The following is a 15,572-nucleotide window of genomic DNA, read 5'->3' on the forward strand; positions in this document are numbered from 1 at the left end:
TCCCGCAGCCCAGGCCCCCGGCGCGGCACCGCCCGCACCGGCGGCGCCCGCCGCCCCCGGCGCCAGCGGTTCCTCCGCGTCCAGCAGCCCCACCGCGTGCCGCCCCAGCTGTGCGACCAGTGTGCTCGGCAGCCACGGGTCGCGGGAGCGGCCGTCGGAGACCGTGTCGTCGGCGCCGGTGCGCTCCAGGATGTGGGCCAGCGGCGGGCGGGAGGCCGGGTCCTTGCGCAGGCACTCGCGGACCAGGTCGGCGATGCCCTCCGGGACGCCGTCCAGGTCCGGTTCCTCCTGGGCGATGCGGAACATCTGCGCGTGCACACCGCTGCCGCCCGCGCCGAAGGGAAGGCGGCCGGTGGCGGCGTAGGCCAGGACGGAGCCGAGGCAGAAGACGTCGCAGGCGGGCGTGATGCGGTCGCCGCGCACCTGCTCGGGCGCCATGAAGCCCGGCGAGCCGACGAGCGCGCCGGTTCGGGTCAGACCGGACTCGGCGATCGTCTCCAGCGCCCGCGCTATGCCGAAGTCGATGACGCGCGGCCCGTCGATGGTGACCAGGATGTTGGACGGCTTGAGGTCGCGGTGGACGATCCCGGCGGCGTGGATGTCGGTGAGCGCGTGTGCGAGCCCCGCAGCGAGGATCCGTACCGACCGCTCCGGCAGCGCCCCGTGATCGTGCCCGACGACCTGCTGGAGGCTCGGTCCGGCGACGTACCCGGTGGCCACCCACGGCACCTCGGCCTCGGTGTCCGCGTCGAGCACCGGCGCGGTCCACAGACCGCCCACCCGGCGCGCGGAGTTCACCTCCTGCCGGAACCGCGCCCGGAACTCCTCCTGCGCGGCCAGTTCCGCCCGTACCAGCTTCACCGCGACCGTGCGCCCGCGCTCCGACCGGGCGAGATACACCTGCCCCATCCCGCCGGCCCCGAGCCGGGCCAGCAGCCGATAGGCGCCGATCCGCTGCGGGTCTCCCGGTCCCAGCTGATCCATGACGGGCCCTCCCCCATACCGCGCCGCCCCCTGCGACGGATCCACGATAGTGCGGGCATACGGGGAGGTCAGTGCGGGCGGGTCTACGGTTCCGTAACAGCCCGCGCCGGTACGAGTACGCCCGGCGTTGTCGACAACCTGTCGCGGAAAGTCCCGTCCCGCAGACAGGACGCCGATATCGCTTCCGCATCGCGGACATTTACCCTCGGCCGCATGACCCCTCAGCCCAATCCCGAGGTCGGCGCCGCCGTGAAGGCCGCGGACCGCGCGCATGTCTTCCACTCCTGGTCCGCGCAGGAGCTCATCGACCCGCTCGCCGTCGCCGGCGCCGAGGGGTCGTACTTCTGGGACTACGACGGCAACCGCTACCTGGACTTCACCAGCGGCCTCGTCTACACCAACATCGGCTACCAGCACCCCAAGGTCGTCGCGGCGATCCAGGAGCAGGCGGCGAGGATGACGACGTTCGCGCCCGCGTTCGCCGTGGAGGCGCGCTCGGAGGCGGCCCGGCTGATCGCCGAGCGCACCCCCGGCGACCTGGACAAGATCTTCTTCACCAACGGCGGCGCGGACGCCGTCGAGCACGCGGTGCGCATGGCCCGGCTGCACACGGGCCGCCCCAAGGTGCTCTCCGCGTACCGCTCGTACCACGGCGGCACCCAGCAGGCCGTGAACATCACCGGCGACCCGCGCCGCTGGCCCTCCGACAGCGCGAGCGCCGGAGTGGTGCACTTCTGGGCGCCGTACCTGTACCGCTCCCGCTTCTACGCCGAGACCGAGGAGCAGGAGTGCGCGCGGGCGCTGGAACACCTGGAGACGACGATCGCCTTCGAGGGGCCGTCGACCGTCGCCGCGATCATCCTGGAGACCATCCCCGGCACCGCCGGGATCATGGTGCCGCCGCCGGGCTACCTGGCCGGTGTGCGTGAGATATGCGACAAGTACGGCATCGTCTTCGTCCTGGACGAGGTGATGGCCGGGTTCGGGCGGACCGGTGAGTGGTTCGCCGCCGACCACTTCGACGTCGTCCCGGACCTGATGACCTTCGCCAAGGGCGTGAACTCCGGCTATGTGCCGCTCGGCGGTGTGGCGATCTCCCCGGCGATCGCGGAGACCTTCGGCAAGCGCGCCTACCCCGGCGGTCTGACCTACTCCGGGCACCCGCTGGCCTGCGCCGCCGCCGTCGCGACGATCAACGTCATGGCGGAGGAGGGCGTCGTGGAGAACGCGGCCCGCCTGGGCACCACCGTCGTCGAGCCCGCGCTGCGCGAGCTGGCCGAGCGGCACCCGAGCGTCGGCGAGGTGCGCGGCGTGGGCATGTTCTGGGCGCTGGACCTGGTCAAGGACAGGGAGACCCGCGAGCCGCTGGTGCCGTACAACGCGGCCGGTGAGGCCAACGCCCCGATGGCCGCCTTCGCCGCCGCCGCGAAGAAGCACGGCATCTGGCCGTTCGTGAACATGAACCGCACGCACGTGGTCCCGCCGTGCAACGTCTCCGAGTCCGAACTGAAGGAGGGCCTGGCAGCCCTGGACGCGGCTCTTTCGGTGGCGGACGAGTACACAAAGTAGCCGTCAAGAGCCGTTGTTGTGGCGGCTGATGTGGTCGGTGTCACCCGGGAGCCGGGCCGTGGGGCGAACGCGTAAGGTGGCGTGCTCGTAGAAGTACGTGTACGCCACCCCGCGACGAGGAGACCCTCCGCCCATGCCCGGCTCCACCGGCAACGGTGCAGTGACCCGCAGCACCCTGCGCCAGCAGATCGCGGACGCGCTGCGGGACGAGGTGCTGGCCGGACGGCTCCAGCCGGGGCAGGCGTTCACGGTCAAGGAGATAGCCGAGCAGTACGGCGTCTCCGCCACCCCGGTGCGCGAGGCGCTGGTCGACCTGTCCGCGCAGGGGCTGCTGGAGGCGGACCAGCACCGGGGCTTCAAGGTCCGTACGTACTCCTTCGAGGACTACCGGGGCATCGTCGAGGCCCGCGCCCTGGTGATCGACGGCATGTTCGACGCCCTCGCCGAGGGCCGCCACGCGCACGCCGACCCCGACGACCCCCGTACCGCCGCCGCGCTGGCCGGGGTCCGGCGGCGCGGCGAGGAGGCGCAGCGCGCCGCCAACGCCGGCGACCTGACCGTCCTCATCGGCTACGACCTGCGCTTCTGGCGCGAACTCGGGGCCCTGTTCGGCAACCCCTATCTCGCCGACTTCCTGCACCGGCTGCGCGTGCAGTCCTGGGTGTGCGCGGTGCAGCACCTGCGGCTGCTGACCGAGCTGCGCGGGCAGCTGTGGGCGGGCCACACCGAGCTGGTGGACGCGCTCGCCCGCCGCGATGTGAAGGCGGCCCGGGTGATCGTCGCCGAGTACAACGCGCACTGGTTGTCCCTGATCGGGCGACTCGCGTCCTGAGGGCCGGGGTAAGGGATATGCACCGTCCCGGCCCACGACCGGTACTGGAGGGTTCCCCACCGGGCCGCACCGATTACCCTTCCCTGACCATGGCGCTACGCCCCGCTACGCGAGGAGTCCTCTTTTGGCCTGTGACCTGTGGCTGGTACCGCTCGTCGACGTGTTGTGCCACACGCCCGACAACCCGTTCGCCGAGGAACTCGCGCAATACAACAAGGTGCTCGCCGAGTCCGGGCTGCCGCCGGTGCCGGTGTACCAGTACATGCCGGGCCTGACCGGCGAGGTCGCCCCGGTGGCCGGGTTCGACTACGACGCGCTGCACTTTCTGCGCCGGGCCTACCTGCTCCAGGTGTGCCAGTTGCCGGTGACCCCGGTGGACGAACTGGGCGGGGACTACGAGCAGCTGCTGGAGATGTTCGAGGCCACGGCCCAGCAGTCGCACCTGGTCTGGCACTACGACCACGCGGGCGCCTATGTCCCGGTGGACTTCCCGCACCCGCTCTCCAGCGACGAACTCCTCGCCGGGGGCGGCCCCTTGGGCTCCTCGCAGACCCTGCTGAGGGAGCTGGAGTTCGTGGCCCCGTCGATCGGCATCGACCCGGCGAACCCTCCGGAGGCGCCGCAACCGCCGTCGGCGCCCACGGAGTTGGAGGAGCCCGCCCTGCCCGCTCCGTACGACCCCAGCCCCTTCGCCCGCGAACGCCATGTCTGGCTGGGCCTGCACGCGGCGGCGACCCGGAGTCTGGCGCAGGGGTCGATGATCGTCTTCAGCTGATGAGGCGTCAGGAGCCGCTCAGCTGGGAGAGACCCTTCTGGAGGTCCTCGATGTTCATCACGGGGGTGAGCTCGACCTTCGCGCGCAGCTCCTCGAAGAACGGCTCGGCGGTGGGCGGCAGTTGGGAGCTGTCCTGGAGGTCGAACACCATCCAGCAGGTGCGCTGCCCGCCCTCGGGGCCGAAGTACGCCGCCTCCGGCTTGAGCTTCTCCAGGACCCCCTTCATGATCTCGGGCAGGCGCCCACTGCGGATGGCCTCATTGCCCTTGTCGGTGTCGACGGTCACCTTCATCATCGTGCGCATCCGGCTCACCCTCGCCTTCTCCCCACCCATCACCCTGCTTCAGGATATGCCCCATTTGTACGGTTCCGCAGAACGGAGTTGAGTGGCCGGTCCAGGGTGGCTACGGGGCCGTGACCTGGGTGTACGCCGCGTTGACCATCTTCTGGGCCAGCTCGACGTCGTCCATGTCGACAAGCGCGCGGAACCAGAGTTGGTGCTCGCCGTCGTCGCGGTGGTCGGGGATGAAGAGGATCAGCTCGTACTCGCCCTTCTTGGTGTCGCGCTCCAGGTAGCGGCCGTCGCCGGTGGGGGTGCGCCGCCAGGTCCGGGCGTCGCTGCCCGACCACCGGGTGCGGAATGACTCGGTCACCGAGGGCGGGCAGGATTCCCTCCCGCACGGCAGGTCCGCCATGTCCAACAGCGGCGGATCATTGCCGTTCGCGCTGCACCGCGCGGTCCGATCGCCGTTCTCCGACGGCTTGTCCCCCTCGCTGCAGGTGAAGTCGGGGGCCAGCCTGACCGGCACCTTCAGCCGCTCGAAGGTGTGGATGTCCGAGTGCTCCTCGCCCCTCCAGACGGCGCCGCGCAGCGACTGCTCCGGCACTCTCCGGTACGCGGCGATCGGCAACGGGTCGGGCAGCTTCGCGGGCGGGATGTCGGCGAGGGCGCGGGGGTCGGTGCCGACGTCCGTGCCCGGGGCCGACGCCCGGCGCAGGGCGTCCCGGGCGAGGAGGACGGCCACCTCGTACACGCGCGCGGGTTCGGCGTACTGCTCGCTGTACTCCACCCACAGGACCGCGTTCCCGGTGCGCACGGTGACCAGGGCCTTCGGCTCCTTGTGCCGGCCGTCGGACTTCATCAGCACCCTCGCCTCGTCGCCAAGACCGGAGAGCGGGTTGTCGTCGGCCACCCCGACCTCGTCGAAGTACTGCCGAGCCATATCGGTGCCGCTGCCGTCCTTCCAGTTCGACCACCACAGAGCTTTGGTGATCGTCAAGCGCCGGTCCGGCCGGAACGGCGAGCGCTCGTCCAGGCCGCAGGAGATCCGGTCCTCCTTCTTCACCGGGTCGGCGAAGAGCTGCCGAAGGTGGGCCGGACCGACCAGCGCGCAGGGCTCCGGCAGCTCTTCGCGCGGGTACTTGAAGTCAGGGATCATCAACACCGCCGCCAGGCCGGTGGCGAGGAAGACCAGGAGCGGTCCAAAGCCCACCAGGTCGGCCAGCGGCGGCCGTACGTCCTCCTCGCGTGCCGGGTCGGGGTTGCTGGTGCCGTCCTCGGCCACCCCTTTCCCCTCGGCGAGCCGGTTGCGCAACTCGATGTGGCGGAAGCGGTACAGGCCCCCGGACTGTCTCAGCACTCCCCTGCGGTGGGCGTCGCGCAGGAAGGCCATCACGTGCCACGGCAGGGCACCTGTGCAGACGAGATACAGCCGGGCGACCGCGAGCCGTCCCGCCGCCGACACCGACCAGCGGCACACCGCCCAGGCCAACAGCAGCAGACCCAGGGCAATCACCCAGTCGCCCCAGGTCACCGAGGAACGGTCCGAGATGCGCAGCCAGAAGGCCAGCGCGACGACGACCACGATCAGCGCTGTCTCGGAGAAGAGACGGCGCAGTGGCTGCCGGGCCGGGGTGAAGGGGCCGAGCACGAGCTGGGTACGGCGGTCCGCACGCAGGAGTTCCGCCGGCTCGGGGGCGTCGGCCGGATCGGCGAGACGGTTGAACAGGTCGATGAGCCGGCTGAGCACGACCGACGGGATCACGATGGCGACCACGACAGTGGCTCTGAGCGCCACGTCGTTCTGCTTCAGGAGCACCAGCGCACCGATCACGAGGACCACGAGCGGCGCGATCAGCATCAGCAGGCGCAACTCCGAACGCAGGGCCCGCAGATCGGCCCGCCCCGGCCAGTGCAGCCGCCGCGGCGCGTCCACCGGTGTGTCCAGGCGCCAGTCCAGCAGCGCCGCCGCGCACCCCAGCACCAGCACCACCACCCACGGCGGCACCGGCACCCACTCCCGCCACCACGGATGGTCGTAGTCCGTCACGCCGACCGCGAGCGCGGCGATCACCATGGCCAGCCCCGTGCCCACCCACCGCACCGAGCGCGGTACGACCTCGCCCAGGCGCCACCACGCGATGTCCTGCTCGCCGGTGCGGCGCAGGTGCGCGGCGAGGTAGCCCGTCCAGGCGCGGGCCTGCTCGCCAGTCCAGCCCGCGCGGCCGGTGTCCTCGTAGGCGGCGGAGAGGAAGGCGTCGTACAAGTGGCGTTCGAGGGTGGAGCGATCGCGGAAGCGTTCGTCCTCGATCAGTTCGGTCGGGTCGGCGCGGGTGCCGGTGTAGACGAAGCGGGCGAGGCTGACCATGAGGGGGGTGCTCAGGACCGCGCGCAGGGAGGCGACCTCCGGTGCCCGGTCCTCGGCATCGGCCAGGCGGGCCAGGACCGGGGTCCACTTGGTGGCGGTGTGCTCGGGGCCGGTGGGGCGGGCGGTGCGCGGGAGGTAGGCCTCCAGGTCGGTGACGGTGAGGGGTTCGAGCTGGACGACCGCGGCGGCGGGCAGCACGGTGTCGGTGTCCTCGACAGCCGCCTCGTACTCCTCGACACGGCAGGTCAGGACCAGACGGGCGGGTTCGTTCAGGGTGCGGCGCAGTCGGGTGAGGGCCTTGGGGCGGGCGGGCTCGGGGAGTTCGTCGAGGCCGTCGAGGACGGGCAGGAGGCGGCCCGAGGTGAGCAGGTCGTGGGCGAGCTGGGGGGTGCGCAGGACCGTGGGGTGCAGGGCGGCCAGGCGGCGGGCCGCCCAGTGCCAGGGGTCCTCCTCGGCGGAGTTCCAGGAAGCGATGGGCAGCAGCACCGGGACCGGGGCGGCGGGTTCGCGGGACTTCAGCAGGTCGCGGGCAAGCCGTAGGACCAGTGCCGACTTGCCCGCACCGGGGGCGCCGAGGATCACCAGGCGCCCGCTGGGGACGCGGGCGTAGAAGGCCGCGATGCCGTCGTAGTCGCCTTCCAGGTCGAGCGGTTGGGCCGTTCCGTCGGCCGCCGTGATCGGGGTGCGCAGGATGTTGGCGCGGTGGTCGCTCAGGTGGGGTCCGGCGGCCGACCAGCGGACCGGGATGGGCGCCGGGTCGTTGACGTGGAGCTGTTTCTCGTCGCGGGCGTACTCGTCGGCCAGCACCGTCGCCAAGGAGTCCGCCGCCGCGTCCAGTTGGGCGGGCGCGAGTCTTCGGCGCGGCGCGAACCGTTCCCGCATCCGTGCGGTGAGCCCCGCGAGGGTGGCGACCCACCACAGCGAGCCCACGACCACCAGCCCCGCGCCCGCCAGGGCGAAGACGCGGCGGGAGCCCGGCGACAGCGTCTCCTCGCCCGTCCGCAGCGACGTCATGACGAAGATCAGCAGGCCCAGCAGGACCAGTGACGCGGCCGTGCGCAGTGGTGTCCGACGGCGGCCGGTGGGCTGTTCCTCGGGGCGGGGGCTGTCGAAGTGGACGGGACCGCTGATGTTCTGCGCTATGACGACGGGCGCGTCGTACTTCCCCCCGGAGATCTCGGGCATCGGCGACGGGGTCCTACTGGCCGAAGGTCATCGGGCCGTTGATGTCGCGCGCGATGATGACCGGGCCGTTGAACTCGCCGCCGCTGATCTCGTTGCGGTGCTCACCGGAGTCGGCCGTGGCGCGGTGCCACTGCTCCGCCCGCCCCCGCCACTCCTCCAGGGCCCGCGCGAACGCCGGGTCCTGCTCGGCCCTCAGCACCAGGACGTTGGCCAGTTCACGGGCGCGGGCGGTGTCGTCCGTGTGCTCGCCGAGCGCGGACAGTTCCTCCTCGCCCGTGGGCGCCGCGTCCGGTGGGCGGCGGCGGAGCAGGGCGCCCAGGGATGCCCAGAGCTGCTGCCCCGCCGCTCCGGCGGTGCCCGACGCCAGTGCCGTCAACAGTTCCGGTGCGATGTCCACGCCCCACCCCTCCCCCGAGGTCGTGCGTCGAGAGTAGGGCAACAACGACTGTTCCGGGCAGAGTTCGGAAGGGGGCGCCCCCGGTGCGGGGACGCCCCTTTCGCTGTGTCCGGCTTCTACAGGAACGTGTCCGGCTTCTACAGGAACGTGTCCGGCTCCTACAGGAACGAGTTGATCTCGATCGTCTCGTCCCGGCCCGGGCCCACTCCGATCGCGGAGATCGGGGCGCCGGACATCTCCTCCAGCGCCTTGACGTACGCCTGGGCGTTCTTCGGCAGGTCGGAGAACGACTTGGCCTTCGAGATGTCCTCGGACCAGCCGGGCAGCATCTCGTAGACCGGCTTGGCGTGGTGGAAGTCGGACTGCGAGTAGGGCAGTTCCTCGACCCGCTTGCCGTCGATCTCGTAGGCGACGCAGACCGGGATCTGCTCCCAGCCGGTGAGCACGTCGAGCTTGGTGAGGAAGAAGTCGGTGAGGCCGTTCACGCGGGTGGCGTAGCGGGCGATCACCGCGTCGAACCAGCCGCAGCGGCGGTCACGGCCGGTGGTGACGCCCCGCTCGCCGCCGATGCGGCGCAGCGCCTCGCCGTCCTCGTCGAACAGCTCGGTCGGGAACGGGCCGGCGCCGACGCGGGTCGTGTACGCCTTCAGGATGCCGATGACCCGGCTGATCTTCGTCGGGCCCACGCCCGCGCCCGTGCAGGCGCCGCCCGCGGTCGGGTTGGAGGAGGTGACGAAGGGGTACGTGCCGTGGTCGATGTCAAGCAGGGTGCCCTGGCCGCCCTCGAAGAGCACGACCTTGTCGTCCTCCAGGGCCTGGTTGAGGATCAGCACCGTGTCGGCGACGTACGGCTTGATCTGCTCGGCGTAGTGCAGCAGCTCCTCGACGACCTGGTCGACGGCGATCGCGCGACGGTTGTAGAGCTTGGTGAGCAGCTGGTTCTTGACGTCGAGGGCCGCCTCGACCTTCTGGGTCAGGATCGACTCGTCGTACAGGTCCTGGACACGGATGCCGACGCGGTTGATCTTGTCCGCGTAGGTCGGGCCGATGCCGCGGCCGGTGGTGCCGATCTTCCGCTTACCGAGGAAGCGTTCCGTCACCTTGTCGACGGTGACGTTGTACGGCGTGATGATGTGGGCGTTGCCGCTGATCAGGAGCTTGGACGTGTCGACGCCTCGCTCGTTCAGACCGCTCAGCTCGGAGAGCAGGACCGACGGGTCGACGACGACGCCGTTGCCGATGACCGGGGTGCACCCCGGGGAGAGGATTCCGGAAGGGAGCAGGTGCAGGGCGTACTTCTGATCGCCCACGACCACCGTGTGGCCGGCGTTGTTGCCGCCCTGGTAGCGCACCACATAATCGACCGAGCCACCGAGCAGGTCGGTCGCCTTTCCCTTGCCTTCGTCACCCCACTGAGCACCGAGCAGCACAAGTGCGGGCACGCGCGTACACCCCTTCCGGGCGGGGCATGTCCAAGGTCAGGGGTGTACACCGCACCTGTGCGGGTGGTACACCGGCGACCTTCGTTGGCCGCAAACCGTCGGACCGGATGCCCCGGAATAGACGAAGCCCCTGGCGCAATAGCGCAAGGGGCTCTTGCACAAAGATGCTACCCGAGGAAGCGAGGCATGGCCGAGGTGGCGACTTCCGCGACGTCCGAACAGCTGCTGGTGGTCATCGACCCGGTCGCCCGGCATACGGACGGAGAGTCCGTGCGGATCGCGAAAGACGTGCTCAGCGCGGGTGCCGCGACGAAGGTGTGCCTGCCGGAGGGGCCGGAGGAATTCGCCCGCGCACTCACCCGAAGGGGCTCACGGCGCCCGGTCGTGGTCGGCGACGACCGGGCCCTGGTGCGCGCGGTGTCCCTGCTGCACCGGCGCCGGGAGCTGGCCGGATGCGCGCTGTCGGTGGTCCCGGTGGGCGCCGCGCTGACGCTGGCCGGGGCGCTGGGGCTGCCCACGGGCGCGGTGGCGGCGGCGCGGGCGGTCCTGGACGGCGTGGAGCACCGGGTGGACGTACTCGTCGACGACAGCGACGGAGTGGTGCTGGGCGCGCTGCGCATCCCGGCGCTGCCGTCCACGGTCCGCCCCGAGCCCGCGGAGGCCCGGCCCTGGCTGCGCACGTACCAGTCCCTGTTCCGCACCCTGGCCCCGGCGCGCCCCGCTCCCGCTCCCACGGGCCCGGCCCCGACCCGGCTGCGGGTCGAGGTGGACGGCATGACGCTGATCGACCTGGACCAGCAGGTGGAGAACGTCTCGGTGACCCCGGACGGCTCCGGTACGGCGTCGGTGGAGGTCCGCCCCGCCGCGGACGAGCCGCCCCTGCTGGCCCGGGGCCACCGCATCACGGTCTCCGGCCCGGACTTCCGCTACCGGGCCGACGCCCTGGAGGCGGGCCCGGTGCGCAGACGTACGTGGACGGTGTGGGAGGGGGCGCTGGGGTTGGTGCTGCCGGGCAAGTGAGCCCCGCCCGGGCTCAGACCGACACCCGCAGCCCTTCCATCCCCCGGATCACGAAGTTGGGCTTCCGATTCGGCTCCTCGGCCAGGGACAGGGCCGGGGCCCGGTCCAGCAGGGCCTTCATCGACGCGCCCAGCTCGATGCGGGCCAGCGGGGCGCCGAGGCAGTAGTGGATGCCCGCGCTGAAGGAGATGTGCGGGTTCTCGGGGCGGGAGAGGACCAGCCGCTCCGGGGTGTCGAAGACCTCCGGGTCGTGGTTGGCGGAGCCGAAGAGCATGGCGATCTCCGCGCCCCGGGGGATCGTCGTACCGGCGACCTCGATGTCGTCCAGGACCCAGCGCTCGAAGAGCTGGAGCGGGGTGTCGTAGCGCATCAGCTCCTCCACCGCGGAGGGGACCAGGGAGTGGTCGGCGCGCAGGGCGGCGAGCTGGTCGGGGTTGCGGAAGAGGGCGTACCAGCCGTTGACCGTGGAGTTCACCGTCGCCTCGTGGCCCGCGTTCAGCAGGAGCACGCAGGTGGAGATCATCTCCTGCTCGGTGAGCCGGTCGCCCTCGTCGTGCGCCGCGATCAGGCCGGAGATCAGGTCCTCCCCGGGCGCCTTGCGCCGCTCGGCGATCAGCTCGCGCAGGTACTCGGTGAACTCCACCGACGCCTGTACCGCCCGCCGCGCGGTCTCCTCGGAGGGGTTCAGCTCGTACATCCCGCAGATGTCCGCCGACCAGGGCCGCAGCGGGGCCCGGTCCGCCTCCGGGATACCCAGCATCTCGGCGATCACCGCGACCGGCAGCGGCTCGGCGACGTCGGTGAGCAGGTCGCCGCCGCCCGCCTCGACCAGCCGGTCCGCCAGCTCACCGGCCAGCCGCTCGACGTACGGCCGCAGCTGCTCCACGGTGCGCGGGGTGAACGCCTTCGACACCAGGCGCCGGATCCGGGTGTGGTCCGGGGGCTCCAGGTCGAGCATCCCGTGGTCGTTGAGGGTGTGGAACGGCTCGTGCTCGGGCGGCGGGGCCGTCCGGCCGAACTCCTCGTGGGTGAAGCGGTGCTGGTACGTCCGCCCCAGGCGCCGGTCGCGCAGCAGCGCCGAGACGTCGGCGTGGTGCGGGACCAGCCACTGGTTCGTCGGCTCGAAGTAGTGCACGCGCCCCTGGGCGCGCAGCTCGGCGTAGGCGGGGTAGGGGTCGGCGAGAAACGCCGCGTCCCACGGATCGAAGGCTCCCATGAACGGACGCTAGCCCGCCGCACCCCCTGCTGACCAGAGGAGACGTCCCCCTACTGACCAGCGGAGAAGTCGGGGATCGTGACCGTTCCGTCCGCCGCCAGCGGGAAGGAGGGGTTGTGGGCGACCTCCCAGACGTGCCCGTCGGGGTCGGTGAAGGCGCCCGAGTAGAAGCCGATCTCGTTCGTGACGGCGGGCTTGGTGACCGTTCCCCCGGCCCGCTCCGCCGCCGCCAGCAGCTCGTCCACCTCCGCGTCGGAACGGACGTTGTGCGCGAGGACGATCCCGCCGAAGCCGTCCACCGCCGGACCCGGGTCCACGCCGCTGTCCCGGGCCAGCCTCACCCGGTCCCACAGCACCAGCCCCAGGCCCCCGGCCTGGAAGAACACCGTTTCCTGGACCTCCTGCCCGCGCCAGCCGAGGGCCTCGTAGAAGCTCTTGGCACGGGCCAGGTCGGTGACGCCCAGCGTGATCAGGGTGATGCGCTGCTCCATGCGCCCACGCTACTGAAGCGCCCTCAGCCCGGCGTCACCAGACGCGCCTCGTACGCGAACACCGCCGCCTGCGTGCGGTCCCTGAGCCCCAGCTTCACCAGGATCCGGCTGACGTGGGTCTTGATCGTCGACTCGGCCACCACCAGCCGCTCGGCGATCTCCGCGTTGGACAGGCCCTGCGCGATCAGCACCAGCACCTCCGTCTCCCGCTCGGTGAGGTCGCCGTAGGCCGCGTGGGCGCCGGAGAAGGCGCGCGGCTGCTCGGTGAGCTTGGAGAACTCGGTGATCAGCCGGCGGGTGACCGAGGGCGCCAGCAGCGCCTCGCCGGAGGCCACCACCCGGACCCCGTCCGCCAGTTGACGGGCCGAGGCGTCCTTCAGCAGGAAGCCGGAGGCACCGGCGCGCAGCGCCTGGTAGACGTACTCGTCCAGGTCGAACGTGGTCAGCACCAGCACCCGCGCGGTGCCGTCGGCGGCCACGATCTCGCGGGTCGCCTCGATGCCGTTCAGCTCGGGCATGCGGATGTCCATCAGGACCACGTCGGGGGCCAGTTCGCGGACCTTCGCGACCGCCTCCCGGCCGTTGACCGCCTCACCGACGACCTCGATGTCCGGCATCGCGTTGAGCAGGACCGAGAAACCCTCGCGGACCATCATCTGGTCGTCGGCGATCAGGACGCGGATCGTCATGCCTCGTCCCCCGTGCGCTGCACCGGCAGGAACACCGCCACCTCGTATCCGCCCTCGTCCGTCGGCCCGGCCGTCATCTCGCCGTTCAGCATGGTCACCCGCTCCCGCATGCCCGTGATCCCGTGCCCCGCGCCGGGCGAGGGCTTGATCAGGGACGGGGCCGGGGGCGCAGTGTTGACGACGCGCAGTCCGAGCCCGCCGAGCACGTACCCGACCTCCACGTCCGCCTTGGCGCCGGGCGCGTGCCGCAGGGTGTTGCTCAGGGCCTCCTGGACGATCCGGTACGCCGACAGCTCCACGCCCTGCGGCAGCTCCCGCACCGCGCCGGTCACCGTCTTGGTCACGTCCAGGCCCGCCTCGCGCACATTGGCCAGCAGGGCGTCCAGGTCCGCGAGCGTGGGCTGCGGCGCGTCCGGCGCCTCGTAGTCCTCCGCCCGTACGACGCCCAGGACCCGGCGCAGCTCGGTCAGGGCCGCCACGGCGTTCTCGCGGATGGTGGCGAAGGCCCGCTCCAGTTCCTCCGGCGGGTTCTCCACCCGGTAGGGCGCGGCCTCGGCCTGGATGGCGACGACCGACATGTGGTGGGCGACCACGTCGTGCAGCTCGCGGGCGATGGTGGTGCGCTCCTCCAGCAGGGTGCGCCTGGAGCGCTCCTGCGCGGTCTCGGTGGCCTGCGCGGTCACCTCCTGCTCGGCCTCGCGGCGGATGTGCCACACCGAGACGGCGAGCAGGATCAGCGCGGAGAGCATGAGCATGGCGCCGGTGTTGGTGCCGTAGTAGTAGGTCGGGCCGAATCCGGTGTCCATGACCATCCCGTACGCCGCCGTCAGCGCCCACATCCAGGCCGCCGTCCGCGGCCGGGTGCGCACCGCGACGATCGTGAGGACCGCCAGGTGGGAGACGAAGGCGCCGCTCGCCCACGGCCACTGCACCCAGTCCCCGGCGAGCATCCCGACGACGGGCACGGCGGCCATCGACAGCCAGAACGCGCCGGCCGGCCGTACCGCCGTCATCAGCACCGGGACCGCGCAGACCACGGCGGTCGCCAGGGGCGGGCCGCTGCCGTCCGTGCCCCCGACGAGGGCGGCGAGGAGGGCCGTGGCGACGATCAGGGCGTGCGGGGTGAAGCCCGCGTACTCGCGTATCGGGCGCGGCAGCAGCCGGGCGGGGCCGCCCTCGGTCCGGGTGCGCCGCAGCGGCCGGTAGGCGAAGGCGTCCTGGAACAGGTCCTGCCGCAGCCCGCGCAGGGCGTCCACGGCCAGCCGGTACTCCGGGCTGTGGGATTTCGTGGTCGTCTCGGTCACGTACAGCACGGTAGGCCAGGCCTCCCGCGCCGTCGTCACCTGCGAGAAGGGTCCTTCGGGGTCCGTCTCAAGTACTACGGCGGGCCCCCGCGGGGTCACCAGGCGAGCTGGGCGATCTCCTCCGCGACCACCGCGCAGGCGTCCGCCGCCGGGTCGATCAGCGGGAAGTGGCCGACGTCCTCCAGCAGGGTCAGCCCGACCATCTCGCCCGCCTTGGCCGCCGCGTCCGCGTAGGACTCGGCGACGATCTGCGGCACGTCGATGTCGGTGCGGCCCTGCACGAGGGTGGTGGCGATACCGGTGGGCAGCAGCAGTGCGGGGTCGGCGTACGGGCGGCGCTCGGCGAAGTGCTCGTCGCCGCCTAGGAGTTGGCGGGCGGCGTCGGCGCAGACGTCCAGCTTGTCGGCGACCGCGAAGTCGGCGATGGGGGCGAGCGCGACGACTCCTCTGAGCATCGGCGGGCCGTCGGTGCGCCAGGGCGCGTCGGCGGGCAGGAGGTGGCGGGCGGCGGCCCACAGGGCGAGGTGGCCGCCCGCGGAGTGGCCGGTGACGACGGTCCGGCGGGGGTCGGCCCGCACCAGGTGCTCGCGGACCAGGGCCGGGAGGGCGTCCAGGGCGGCGGCGACGTCGTCGAAGGTCTCCGGCCAGCGGCCGGCGGTGTCGGCCGAGCCCTCCGCGCCCCTGCGGTACTCGACGCTGGCCACGGCGAAGCCCCGGCGGGCCAGGAAGTCGGCGAACGGGCTGATGTGGCGGCGGTCGTAGGGGGCGCGCCAGGCGCCGCCGTGCAGGACGACCACCAGGGGGGCGAGGGGGGTGTCGGTGCGCGGGGCGTAGAAGTCGATCACCTGGTCGGGGTGGTCACCGTACGCGGCGGTGGCGTCCGGATCGACGGGCGGACGAGAGAGGGCCGACTGCTCCTCTGCGGCGGCCCGGGCTGCGGCGGCGTCGTCCGGCATGCTCCAACCTCTCAATGGTGAAACGGGATTGGCGGACCAGGTGTTTGCCGGGACCGTATCAGGC

14 protein-coding genes are annotated in these 15,572 nt (G+C 71.9%); 4 read left to right on the plus strand and 10 right to left on the minus strand.

Annotation, left to right across the window (positions count from 1 at the left end; translation table 11 throughout):
* A partial coding sequence (locus GA0115233_RS28095; RefSeq protein ID WP_255310378.1) for a serine/threonine-protein kinase occupies nucleotides 1–984 on the minus strand: 984 nt, incomplete at its 3' end.
* A 213-nt stretch (nucleotides 985–1,197) separates the two neighbouring features.
* On the opposite strand from GA0115233_RS28095, the gene GA0115233_RS28100 reads away from it, so the two are divergent.
* The 3 genes from GA0115233_RS28100 to GA0115233_RS28110 all read left to right on the plus strand — a co-directional run bounded on the left by GA0115233_RS28100 (nucleotide 1,198) and on the right by GA0115233_RS28110 (nucleotide 4,160).
* A complete protein-coding gene (locus GA0115233_RS28100) occupies nucleotides 1,198–2,553 on the plus strand; it encodes an aspartate aminotransferase family protein (RefSeq protein WP_093723112.1) in 1,356 nt (451 codons plus the stop codon).
* Nucleotides 2,554–2,686: 133 nt separating this feature from the next.
* Complete coding sequence (locus tag GA0115233_RS28105) at nucleotides 2,687–3,385, plus strand: GntR family transcriptional regulator (RefSeq protein ID WP_093723113.1); 699 nt, start codon at nucleotides 2,687–2,689, stop codon at nucleotides 3,383–3,385.
* A gap of 124 nt (nucleotides 3,386–3,509) precedes the next feature.
* The gene (locus GA0115233_RS28110) at nucleotides 3,510–4,160 is read left to right on the plus strand and encodes a hypothetical protein (protein WP_093723114.1); all 651 of its coding nucleotides are present in this window, start codon (nucleotides 3,510–3,512) and stop codon (nucleotides 4,158–4,160) included.
* 7 nt (nucleotides 4,161–4,167) lie between these two features.
* Here the strand turns inward: GA0115233_RS28110 and GA0115233_RS28115 are convergent, their stop codons facing one another.
* The 4 genes from GA0115233_RS28115 to GA0115233_RS28130 form a co-directional block, all read right to left on the minus strand.
* Nucleotides 4,168–4,464, minus strand: coding sequence for a DUF3303 family protein (locus GA0115233_RS28115; RefSeq protein WP_093723115.1), 297 nt, complete (start codon nucleotides 4,462–4,464; stop codon nucleotides 4,168–4,170).
* A gap of 100 nt (nucleotides 4,465–4,564) precedes the next feature.
* Entirely contained in the window at nucleotides 4,565–7,993 is a 3,429-nt protein-coding gene (locus GA0115233_RS28120; protein WP_093723116.1) for an NACHT domain-containing protein, read from the minus strand.
* A 13-nt stretch (nucleotides 7,994–8,006) separates the two neighbouring features.
* On the minus strand, nucleotides 8,007–8,390 hold the full coding sequence (locus GA0115233_RS28125; protein ID WP_093723117.1) for a hypothetical protein: 384 nt from the start codon (nucleotides 8,388–8,390) through the stop codon (nucleotides 8,007–8,009).
* Nucleotides 8,391–8,548: 158 nt separating this feature from the next.
* Nucleotides 8,549–9,832, minus strand: a complete 1,284-nt coding sequence (locus GA0115233_RS28130; RefSeq protein WP_093723118.1) for an adenylosuccinate synthase — start codon at nucleotides 9,830–9,832, stop codon at nucleotides 8,549–8,551.
* 186 nt (nucleotides 9,833–10,018) lie between these two features.
* Here GA0115233_RS28130 and GA0115233_RS28135 point away from each other — a divergent pair, with 186 nt between their 5' ends.
* On the plus strand, nucleotides 10,019–10,852 hold the full coding sequence (locus GA0115233_RS28135) for a diacylglycerol kinase family protein (protein ID WP_093723119.1): 834 nt from the start codon (nucleotides 10,019–10,021) through the stop codon (nucleotides 10,850–10,852).
* Nucleotides 10,853–10,865: 13 nt separating this feature from the next.
* Here the strand turns inward: GA0115233_RS28135 and GA0115233_RS28140 are convergent, their stop codons facing one another.
* The 5 genes from GA0115233_RS28140 to GA0115233_RS28160 all read right to left on the minus strand — a co-directional run bounded on the left by GA0115233_RS28140 (nucleotide 10,866) and on the right by GA0115233_RS28160 (nucleotide 15,508).
* Complete coding sequence (locus tag GA0115233_RS28140) at nucleotides 10,866–12,068, minus strand: cytochrome P450 (protein WP_093723120.1); 1,203 nt, start codon at nucleotides 12,066–12,068, stop codon at nucleotides 10,866–10,868.
* 50 nt (nucleotides 12,069–12,118) lie between these two features.
* Nucleotides 12,119–12,559, minus strand: coding sequence for a VOC family protein (locus tag GA0115233_RS28145; protein WP_093723121.1), 441 nt, complete (start codon nucleotides 12,557–12,559; stop codon nucleotides 12,119–12,121).
* A gap of 23 nt (nucleotides 12,560–12,582) precedes the next feature.
* Complete coding sequence (locus GA0115233_RS28150; protein ID WP_093723122.1) at nucleotides 12,583–13,248, minus strand: response regulator; 666 nt, start codon at nucleotides 13,246–13,248, stop codon at nucleotides 12,583–12,585.
* Nucleotides 13,245–14,561 (minus strand): sensor histidine kinase, encoded by a 1,317-nt coding sequence (locus tag GA0115233_RS28155; protein WP_093723123.1) that lies wholly within the window; start codon nucleotides 14,559–14,561, stop codon nucleotides 13,245–13,247. The genes GA0115233_RS28150 and GA0115233_RS28155 overlap by 4 nt, the downstream gene beginning before the upstream one ends.
* Nucleotides 14,562–14,647: 86 nt before the next feature.
* Nucleotides 14,648–15,508: an alpha/beta hydrolase gene (locus tag GA0115233_RS28160; protein WP_093723124.1), complete on the minus strand. Its 861-nt coding sequence runs from the start codon at nucleotides 15,506–15,508 to the stop codon at nucleotides 14,648–14,650.
* Between the last annotated feature and the right edge of the window lie 64 nt (nucleotides 15,509–15,572).

It is taken from the genome of Streptomyces sp. DI166, from assembly GCF_900091315.1.
GTDB lineage: Bacteria > Actinomycetota > Actinomycetes > Streptomycetales > Streptomycetaceae > Streptomyces > Streptomyces fuscus.